Below are 8073 nucleotides of genomic sequence, written 5' to 3' on the forward strand. Positions count from 1 at the left end.
TCTAGTAAATTAGTGGCGATTCAGAACGTAGGCAGTGCCCTGGGGTTCAATACCCAGACATCACTATTCTTTGCCTCACTGGTTGGTTCAACAAACCAACCAGGAAATACAACGACGGGTTTAATCTCATAATTCTTTCCCGTACTATCATGAAGGAGTAATTTTAACCAGTTAGCAGCGGCTTTCGCCTGAATGACAGGTTTGTCAGATTTAGGTTTGTGATTGATTTGCACGGTAATGCCATCAAAGATGATGGTTGGTCTACCGCTTGGCGGTTTACTGTAAGTTTTTGTTTCTATTACATAGATACCAGTTGAAGATATAACAACGTGATCCAAATTAAAATTTTCGGCGGGCACGTCATGGAATACTCTAGCATCGAGTTCTTTAATGCTATCTAAGTATTGACCAACTGCTTTTTCACCATCACGCCCTTGCCTAAGCCTTTTAAGTTGCTTACGTACCGCAATTACTTTGGGTACGTAATATAAACAAGTAATAGCCAAAATCAGGCTGTAAATAAAAGGCGCCGGAGGTATATCTTGCCACCACTTTAACCACTCCATGAAAGTGAGCGTCCCGATGAAAACCATATATATGGTATAGGTCAAACCTTTATCGATAATCAAGTCATTTATTTGTCGATCAAGCGTTTCGCCGGGGTTACGAAGCGGAATATCTTTTAATGGTGACTTCATTGTCCATGACTCACATAATTGAAGAAGATGATTCTATTTAATCATTTGTAATCTAATTCAATATAGCAGGTTGTTTATTAAGGCAACTCTTACTAGTTCTCAAATCAAATAACTTTTCTCAAGCACAGAGCTTACTTTTAATGGCACTATTTGGAAATGAAAACGACTAACGGAACAGAGTGCTTATGTGACGGAAAATATTTTTTAGTCTTAGAGTCTTTCGAGCTGGCTTATCTGATAGTGTCACCATAGTTTTATGTCGATGACAAATATAATGAGGCAGTGGTAAATACTCCTCTGGAGGATTTGTTAATGCTTTTGTATCGCTAGAAACATCTGTTGAAGATTTAACACTAATTTCACCATCATTTGAAAAAACAGTTGCCTCCCATTTCAATTTAGGCTCATCAACATCCAGTCTATTTGCATTCTCAACTTCCTCTAAAAATATCCGATCCAAGGTTTTAATTTGCTCTTGTACTGAATAGGATCGAGGTTTCTTACTGGCATTCATTGAATTTATCTCCATGAGGATACTAAGCTAAAAACTTATTTTTATCTCAGCATATTAATTTCACGTTAGCAGTGCACCTAAACAAATTGGCATTATTGAACTTTGGCTCTACAGCAAGTTTGCTCACGCGTAGATGACGCGTGGAACTCTCATTCCCAAAATTTCCGGGAGTTTCCGGGAATTTCTTGGAAGCATTGTAAATACTATCCAAGCACGAAATAACCATAGTTATAGCATTAAAAAAACGCCTATACATACCTTACCCTCATGTTAATAAACTAGGTCTGGGATCAGTCCTATTATCGTTTTGGTATAACGGAGTAAAACAACGGTTGACGATATAGCTAGCTTTGAGCTTGAAAATTACCTTGCCGCAGCAGACGCTGGATTGAGAGCTTTAATCCAAAAAAATGATTTAAGGTGGTCAAAGCGATTCTTTATCGAAAGACTTATTAGTTATTTGGCTTCATACGTGAACATTGAAAATCTTTTGCCTGTGTGTCTCTATAGCCCTTTCCTCTGGCTTTGGCTAAATAAGAAGCTCTGTGAATAGCATCATCGGCAATTTCTTCGCCTGTCCCAAAGTAGAAGGGTCGTTTAATGATTGGTACATGGTAAGAGCCTGTCGGCTCTTCCCAAGCTTCAGTTATTAGCTCGTTAATACGGCTTGAGTGCTTGATTAACCTTCCTTCCAAGAATAGAACAAAGTGATAATGCTGTGACTTGGCTCGCTCTTTTTCGCGTACCCAGCAAAAACCAATATCTTTAAAGCCATAAATACGCTTTAGCCTATTAAATAACCTTTTCCTAAAGGCGGTAATGCGTCTGTTATCCCCACTGTAAAAATGTTGGTGTAAATCAAATCTAAGTACAAATACTCGCCCCCATTTTTGAGCCGCTATTTCAAACTGGCCAATCATTGGTTCTAGAATTTCAACATAGAGACCAGACTTAGACGAATTAACACGGTAGATTTTTCCTCGATATTCAAAAATATCCTCATACATAACCGTCTTACGATTACGCGTCTTGAGACGAGCCGCTCGCTGTTTTCCCTTACCCTTTTCTTGGGTGATTTCATCATCATCTATAGATATTAGAAATAACCCGCCTTTATGGGGCGTTTCGGAAAAACGTGAAGCCTCGCCCGTAGTGGGGTTAGCTTCACTTTTCTGTGTCAAAACCGCTGTGTCAAAACCGTGTACAAATTTTGGAATAATTTTAGACATATTTTCACCCTAGTTTTCAGGTGAAGATTTGCCTTATACCACGAGTACGATTATGATCTATTGTGTTGTTTAAAAAGCCCTTTCTTAAAGTTTCGACGCTGCTGGTCAGGTCTTCTTTTTTTATAACTGCTAAAACATAATCACCCCCTTGTTCAGGCGCTATACCTTGATCCATCAATCTTTTAATTTCTGTCTGTAATAACGCTTCAAGCACTTCAACAAGAATAAGCTTGCTGCTGATCATGGAGTGGCGTTTAGTTTTAGTTGAACCCGTTGCCGCTAGAGTAATGGCCTGTTGTAGGTGAATAAATTGCAAGGTGCTGCGTTTAAATGTGGGTATAACCATCCTCAGAGACCCTTGTAACCGATGAACTTGATCCTTCGCCTGCTTGGTGCTATCTGAGGTTAATAGTGCTTTTTCACGCCAATGTAATAGCTCATTTTCCCGTTGATTGAATAGTTGGATAAAGTCTGCTTTAAAATGGTTTGCTTTATCATACGTAAACGCCATCACCACAATTAATAATTGATCATGATTCAAATTGAAATATATCTGATGTTTACCTTGCTGGTAGAGATAATAAGAGGTTGCAAATTTACATAGTCCTATTATGTTCAATGTTGAAATTCTGAGACTACTTTGTGATGCTGGTATGTTGAAATATTGGCCAGTAATTAGCCTGATGATTGAGACATTTTCATGATTCAGGTCAATTGATGCAATTCTATATTTTAATAATTCTATCTTTAAATAAAGCTTCTCGATTTTCATCACACTCCACCTTCTTCAGCTAGTGAGTGAATAAACTCAACTAAATCTTCATGTAAGATGAAACGACGATTACCTCGCTTAAAGGTTTTAATCTGATTTTTACGAATTGCATCAAAAATATATGAGCGACTGAAGTCGGTAAATTCTATAGCGCCATTGATTGAATGAGAGATTTTTTCAAGTTGAGAAGTTTGTTTTTTCATTGATAACACTCTTATTTAGTTTTAAGAAGTGTTATGCATTCTATGGATCAAAAATATAAACTAAAGCCATATAATTTTAGATATTCATTGCCGGCATAAATTTCACTAGAATTTATGACGGCATTAATTTTCATATATTGCTTGTCTAACCTACTGATGGTGGAATACCCAATTGCAAAGCTAATGTATTGATAGTTTCATCTTTCATAAGATACTCAGCTTTTTTCTTGAGGGTTCTCCTCACACGTGCTTCAGGACTGGATACTGTATAGTCGTATAAAACTAAATTTCCAATTTCATAATCTGTAAGTTTTATATTGTCATAAGCAGTTATTAGCCTCAGGTCAATATATGGAATGAGACGATCATGAACCCATTTTGCTTTATCTTGTTCGGAAAACGACTTTTCGATTGTATATTTAGGATATTTTGTTCTTATTTCCGAGAGCCAATTTCTAAAATGTCTCAAAATTAATTCATCTGAAGCAAAAATATCAATTTTTAAATGGCGATAGCCCAGCTCTTCATTTGGATGATTTTGATGAGTCAATTCATCTAAACAAACATCTAATTCTTCGAGGGATAGCTCTTCATCATCGTCATCAATAGTAACTCTTGCAGCCGAGATTAAACCTTGAACATCTAGAGCAGTAAGATCTGTTACTGTATCTAAAGCTAAATCTTCTTCATTCACTTGCTTACTATTTTCTGAGCCTTGAATACAAGTATCAATAATGGATTTGTTCCTTATTTGATCAATCCAACCTGTAAAATTCTGCTCCATCACACTTTCTTTGGCAGATTTATTGCCAGTACGACTGTGAAAAATCATCTGATACAATTCTTTTCTTATATACAATTGACCATAAATCTCTAAGAGTGACATATTTCTCAATGACTCATATTTTGCTAGTGAGAACCACTCAATATCTAACCTTTGCATTTCACTAATTCCAAAATCACTTTTTCTATAAGAAGACTAGCATTGATCCTTTCTCGTTCATATTCAGCGCGATTATAGACTGCCATTACACCCTCTAATTTGTGATTAAGAACACGTTCAACTATAAACGGTTCAATTCCATTGTCAGCCATTTTGGTAGCACAAGTACGTCTCAAATCATGAGGGGTATATCGATTATTGTTCTCAAAACCTAATCGCCTCCTTAACCATGCTTGTATATTTGTCGCAGTAGTCTTGGGTAATGGTAGTTGCTGTTTTGCAGTTTCTGTTAGATAAACCCAGTGAGATTTGCCATTCTTAGATATTTCTTTGTTTACTATCCATTTATCTCCATCTTTATACCCATTTCTTGCTTCACTTATTCTCAGACCAGTTAAAAGAAGAAAGCGAAGCATTCGAACGTTATCCTCTGTCCGTTGCCAACTATGTGAGCTATTCTTCCAGCTCCACATATCAACAATTTCCTGATCGGATAAAATTCGTTCTCTAGGATTAGGTTCATAGCCAGTAACTCGACTACTGACTTCCAACATTGGATTATCGTCCCGATGACCTAACTCGACTGCAAAGGAGAATATTTTTTTTAGATTGCTCCTGAGCTGGTCAGCCGTTCTTGCTCCGCGACTAGAGTAGTCCTGAATCATTCCTACTAACTGTACTCGTGTAACATCACGAACTTTTTGGGCGCCAATCTTAGGTATAACAGCCCTATCCATATATCCCTGGACGAGCTCAGGTCGCTTATGTTTCTTATTCGCGACCTCATTCATATACTTTTCAACTAACTGAGCAACTGTAAATACTGAGACATTTACAGCCATTGTTATTTTTGTGGCTTCTACACGAGCTTTTTTAAGGCTAATTGCAGGATATTTACCTATTGTGGTGATGCTAGCTTTTCCATCTATTCGACGCCGAACTAACCATGTTTTGGAAGACCTTCGAACTTGAAGTATTAAACAATCCCCAATAAGCAGTCGTTTATCTTTACCTTCCCATTTTATATTTCTTATAAAATGGTCGTTATAACTCACTGGTATACTACGTTCAGGCATAAAGGTTTCCTTGGTAAACTCTGTTTGCTTGGGCATCGTTAATCTATGCCCATTGATAATATCTAACTATACCTTGTGTACCAACCTGTGTACCAATCAGGTTGGGACTAAATAAAATCATATAGGACTTGTTAATTACCAGTTCTTTATAAATCAATCGTCTAGGGACTATATGAAACAGATAAAAGTACTTTTCGTGTGCATGGGCAATATCTGTCGTTCTCCCACCGCCGAAGGCGTTTTTGTCAGTTTGCTGAAAGCTAAAGGTACCAGTGACAAATTTCTAATCGACTCGGCCGGTACCCATGCCTACCATGTGGGCGAACCACCTGATGCCCGGGCCCAACAAACGGCCAAACAGCGTGGTATTGATTTGTCTTTTATCAGAGCCCGCAAGTTTCGCTATGAGGACTTTGAGCATTTTGATTATATTCTGGCAATGGATAAGGACAATCTGGAGATTCTTCAGCAAGCCTGTCCGAGCGAACACCAGCATAAGGTCAAGCTGTTCCTCGATTTCGCTGAAGGACGTGATGAGACCGATGTTCCCGACCCGTATTATGGTGGTCAGAATGGGTTCAACCATGTATTTGATTTGGTCACCGATGCGGCAGAAGGTTTCTATCGCACAGTTCTAAAATAACAGTTGTCATTCCAGTGATGAGGGGTATCATTTAGCGCTTTTGCTCCCCCATTTTCAGGAAGTCATTATGCCCGTCTCAGGCCTTTTCAAGTCTTTTACCGGTTGGTCATTATTTTTATTGGCCATGCTTTTCTCCCCCTCAACATGGGCAGTAGAAAATGTCGCATTACTTGATTTAACCGGACACTGGGTCGGATTTGCCGCCTTAGCGATATTTTTCATTGCTTATGCGTTGGTAATCGCTGAAGAGCATATCCATATGCGTAAATCCAAACCGGTCATTGTGGCGGCCGGTCTGATTTGGGGATTGATTGCCCTGATTTATTCACAGCAGACTGATCCGGTTTTTCATGAAACAGCTGGCATTATGATTCGGCATAATCTGCTTGAATATGCTGAGTTATTTTTATTCCTGCTGGCAGCAATGACCTATATCAACACCATGGGCGAACGTGGTGTATTTGATGCTATTCGTGCCTGGCTGGTGAATAAGGGATTTTCATTAAGAACTATTTTCTGGTTGACGGGTTTAATGGCGTTTTTCATCTCGCCAGTCGCTGATAACTTAACCACGGCTCTATTGATGGCAACGGTGGTGATGGCGGTTGCTGGCAATAATCACAAATTTATTGCGGTCGCTTGTATCAATATCGTTGTGGCAGCCAATGCCGGTGGTGCCTTCAGTCCTTTTGGTGACATTACCACCCTGATGGTGTGGCAGAAAGGTGTTTTGGCTTTCCATGAATTCTTTGCTTTATTTGTCCCATCATTAGTCAATTGGTTAATCCCGGCAGCCTTATTGTCTCTGGCGATTAAAAATGTTGCCGCTATCGCTGTACATGAATATGCACCGCTTAAATCTGGTGCGATGATCGTGGTTGGATTATTTATTCTCACCATTGCCATGGCCGCCAGCAGTCATCACTTTCTTCACCTGCCCCCCGTACTGGGCATGATGACAGGACTCGGGTTTCTCAAGTTGCATGGTTATGTCCTTAAAATGAATGATAAACGTCTTTTAAATAAGAAAGAGATTGACGGGCAAGCTGCATTTAATATTCAGGATGAAACACAGCAAAAAGCACCTTTTAATATTTTCGAACAATTGCAACGCGCCGAATGGGACACGCTGATGTTTTTCTATGGCATTATTTTATGCGTCGGAGGTTTGGGAACAATCGGCTACCTGAGCGTGGGCTCTGAGTTTTTATATGGTCAGCTAGGCGCCACCACCGCCAACATTATGGTGGGTCTGATTTCCGCAGTTGTCGACAATATTCCAGTGATGTTTGCTGTGTTATCGATGATGCCGGAGATGAGTCAAGGTCAGTGGTTATTGGCAACGTTAACCGCTGGTGTCGGTGGTTCATTGCTATCCATTGGTTCTGCAGCAGGGGTTGCTGTGATGGGTCAAGCCCGCGGTATTTATACTTTTATGTCTCACCTGAAATGGATTTGGGCAATCGCACTGGGCTACATCGCCAGCATCTGGGTTCATCTTTGGTTGAATGCAGATTTATTTACGGTGGTATTGCCATAAGGTCCGCTATTGAGAAAAATCAAGCGACCGTAACAACTTGAAATAGCGAAAAAGGCCCCGAAGTATTACAATTGCCGATTATTTTTTTGAACACAAATCAGGTTGAAAATGCGTTACAACACAGATGACTTACGCATCGTTGGAATACAGGAAGTATTACCGCCAGCGCAATTGCATGAACAATTACCGATCTCGGATGCGGCATCTGAAACTGTGTTTAACGCACGCACAGCCTGTCAGAACATTCTGCATCACCGTGATGATCGTCTGATTGTTATTATTGGTCCCTGCTCTATTCACGATCCCAATGCGGCACGTGACTATGCCAGCCGTTTACAGCCGTTGATTCATGAACTGGCTGATGATCTGCATATCATCATGCGCGTTTATTTTGAAAAACCACGTTCCGTTGTCGGTTGGAAGGGTCTGATAAACGATCCTTACCTTGATGGCAA

At 39.6% G+C, this 8073-nt stretch carries 9 protein-coding genes and 1 pseudogene; 3 read left to right on the forward strand and 7 right to left on the reverse strand.

Translation table 11 applies throughout. From position 1 onward, the window contains the following. Positions 1-20: 20 nt before the first annotated feature. The 7 genes from B3182_RS07360 to B3182_RS07390 all read right to left on the reverse strand — a co-directional run bounded on the left by B3182_RS07360 (position 21) and on the right by B3182_RS07390 (position 5435). Positions 21-698 (reverse strand): nuclease-related domain-containing protein, encoded by a 678-nt coding sequence (locus B3182_RS07360; RefSeq protein ID WP_292354078.1) that lies wholly within the window; start codon positions 696-698, stop codon positions 21-23. 166 nt (positions 699-864) lie between these two features. Further along, positions 865-1212: a hypothetical protein gene (locus B3182_RS07365; RefSeq protein ID WP_292354076.1), complete on the reverse strand. Its 348-nt coding sequence runs from the start codon at positions 1210-1212 to the stop codon at positions 865-867. 452 nt (positions 1213-1664) lie between these two features. After that, positions 1665-2441 carry a YagK/YfjJ domain-containing protein gene (locus tag B3182_RS07370; RefSeq protein ID WP_292354074.1) on the reverse strand — a complete coding sequence of 259 codons (777 nt, stop codon included), beginning with the start codon at positions 2439-2441 and terminating at the stop codon, positions 1665-1667. A gap of 16 nt (positions 2442-2457) precedes the next feature. After that, positions 2458-3213: a Rha family transcriptional regulator gene (locus B3182_RS07375; RefSeq protein WP_292354072.1), complete on the reverse strand. Its 756-nt coding sequence runs from the start codon at positions 3211-3213 to the stop codon at positions 2458-2460. Then, positions 3213-3416, reverse strand: coding sequence for a hypothetical protein (locus B3182_RS07380; RefSeq protein WP_292354070.1), 204 nt, complete (start codon positions 3414-3416; stop codon positions 3213-3215). Before B3182_RS07380 ends, B3182_RS07375 begins: the two co-directional genes overlap by 1 nt. 145 nt (positions 3417-3561) lie before the next feature. Next, positions 3562-4359, reverse strand: coding sequence for a DUF6387 family protein (locus tag B3182_RS07385; protein ID WP_292354067.1), 798 nt, complete (start codon positions 4357-4359; stop codon positions 3562-3564). Then, positions 4347-5435 (reverse strand): tyrosine-type recombinase/integrase, encoded by a 1089-nt coding sequence (locus B3182_RS07390; RefSeq protein WP_292354066.1) that lies wholly within the window; start codon positions 5433-5435, stop codon positions 4347-4349. The genes B3182_RS07385 and B3182_RS07390 overlap by 13 nt, the downstream gene beginning before the upstream one ends. A 172-nt stretch (positions 5436-5607) precedes the next feature. Here B3182_RS07390 and B3182_RS07395 point away from each other — a divergent pair, with 172 nt between their 5' ends. The 3 genes and pseudogenes from B3182_RS07395 to B3182_RS07405 form a co-directional block, all read left to right on the forward strand. Then, positions 5608-6078: a low molecular weight protein-tyrosine-phosphatase gene (locus B3182_RS07395; protein WP_292354064.1), complete on the forward strand. Its 471-nt coding sequence runs from the start codon at positions 5608-5610 to the stop codon at positions 6076-6078. 67 nt (positions 6079-6145) lie between these two features. Then, entirely contained in the window at positions 6146-7618 is a 1473-nt protein-coding gene (gene nhaD / locus B3182_RS07400; protein ID WP_292354061.1) for a sodium:proton antiporter NhaD, read from the forward strand. Between the two features lie 108 nt (positions 7619-7726). Next, positions 7727-8073: pseudogene (locus B3182_RS07405) on the forward strand (3-deoxy-7-phosphoheptulonate synthase); the annotation flags it as partial.

It is taken from the genome of Methylophaga sp. UBA4204 (assembly GCF_002379485.1).
In the GTDB taxonomy this organism is placed as follows: Bacteria; Pseudomonadota; Gammaproteobacteria; order Nitrosococcales; family Methylophagaceae; genus Methylophaga.